Annotated in this window: 1 protein-coding gene and 1 pseudogene; both read left to right on the forward strand. The window is 37.3% G+C overall.

Annotated elements, in window-relative coordinates:
- A pseudogene (locus tag OQ279_RS18870) lies at positions 1-284 on the forward strand (hypothetical protein); the annotation flags it as partial.
- A gap of 571 nt (positions 285-855) precedes the next feature.
- A partial coding sequence (locus OQ279_RS18875; protein ID WP_274704499.1) for an argininosuccinate synthase occupies positions 856-1,977 on the forward strand: 1,122 nt, incomplete at its 3' end.

Here is a 1,977-nt window from a genome sequence, read left to right on the forward strand (position 1 = left end):
CCGATTTTGGACATGCTACTATCAGCGGACAAGGGTTCATGGCTCTTGCAGCGATGATCTTCGGTAAATGGCATCCGCTTGGTGCCATGGGTGCAGCTCTATTCTTTGGATTTGCGCAAAGTTTAAGCATCATCGGCAACAGCTTGCCGTTCTTGGAAAATATTCCAAATGTGTACCTATTAATTGCGCCGTACGTATTAACAATCCTTGCACTTACAGGATTTATCGGCCGCGCTGATGCACCAAAAGCTTCTGGTGTGCCTTACATTAAAGGAAGCAGATAATAAATAAACATAAGTCGAATGATTAGAGAATCAATCTTTAATCATTCGGCTTTTTTATTTATGATTATAAAATACATTTTATAAACATGAGTGAAATGGAGCGGAGGACACTCGACTCCATTTGGCAATAGAGGAAAAGGTGAGACCCCCGCACTTTGCTTCGAGGAGGCTCAGCTTCCTCCCCACGGAAAGCGAGGGTCTGCAGCGCAATGGAACGGGCTTGTGTAAACACGTAAATCTTGAAAATGAACATCGTGTTTTACAAATAGTAATTTCGTTTTGTCCCAGCCTCATCGATTTTTTTTGATGAAAAATTTATAAGTTTAGTGAATTGGAGCGAAAAACCCCTCTTGATTCCTGCGTTGACAGCTTTGTTTTTTTTATATTTTTAATGAACTTTTTATTTTTTCTAATTCTTTTTTAAATGTCCCAGTATTTCATTTGAGTATATTTCGGTGAGTATATAAAATACAGAATATTTAATTTTTATTCAATTGAGTGAATTTGTATTGATTTTTATAAGAAAGGTTGATAAAGTAATAGCATAATAAATGAATAAAAATATAATAAATTGTATATTTATACGTATAAAACGAAAGGGGATTTACACATAATGACAAATCCAAAAAAAATAGTTCTTGCCTATTCAGGCGGATTAGATACTTCAGTTGCAATTAAATGGCTCGGAGACCAAGGTTATTCAGTAGTTGCCTGCTGCTTGGATGTGGGTGAAGGAAAAGATCTAGACTTTATTAAGGAGAAAGCACTTAAGGTTGGTGCAGTTTCTTCATATGTCATTGATGCAAAAGAAGAATTTGCCAATGAGTTTGCATTAGTGGCACTTAAAGCCCATGCACTTTATGAAAATAAGTATCCGCTTGTATCCGCACTTTCAAGACCTTTAATTGCTAAAAAGCTGGTAGAGGTTGCAGAAAAAGAAGGAGCAGTAGCCGTTGCGCATGGTTGTACAGGAAAAGGAAATGATCAGGTTCGCTTTGAAGTAGCTATTCAAGCATTAAATCCTGAATTGAAAGTACTTGCGCCAGTTCGTGAATGGAAATGGTCGCGTGAAGAAGAAATTGAGTATGCAAAACAAAAAAATATCCCCATTCCGATCAATCTTGATTCTCCTTATTCCATCGATCAGAATTTATGGGGCAGAAGCAATGAGTGCGGAATTTTAGAAGATCCTTGGGCAGCTCCTCCTGAAGATGCATATGAGCTTACATCTAGTCTAGAGAATGCTCCAGATCAAGCCGATATTGTTGAAGTCGATTTTGAAAAAGGCGTGCCTGTTAGTTTAAACGGTAAAAAATATCCACTATCTGAGCTTATTTCAGAATTGAACTACTTAGCTGGAAAACATGGTGTAGGCCGTATTGATCATGTTGAAAATCGTCTTGTTGGCATTAAATCACGTGAAGTTTATGAGTGTCCTGGTGCGATGACGCTAATTAAAGCTCATAAAGAGCTTGAAGATTTAACACTCGTAAAAGAGGTTGCTCATTTTAAACCTGTCATTGAAAAGAAAATTGCTGAATTAATTTATGAAGGATTGTGGTTTTCACAGCTAAAGGATGCACTGCTTGCATTTCTTGAGGAAACACAAACATATGTTACTGGAACGGTAAGAGTAAAGCTCTTTAAAGGCCATGCCATTATTGAAGGCAGAAAGTCACCGTATTCTTTATAC

The organism is Salinimicrobium profundisediminis, from assembly GCF_026241755.1.
In the GTDB taxonomy this organism is placed as follows: Bacteria; Bacteroidota; Bacteroidia; order Flavobacteriales; family Flavobacteriaceae; genus Salinimicrobium; species Salinimicrobium profundisediminis.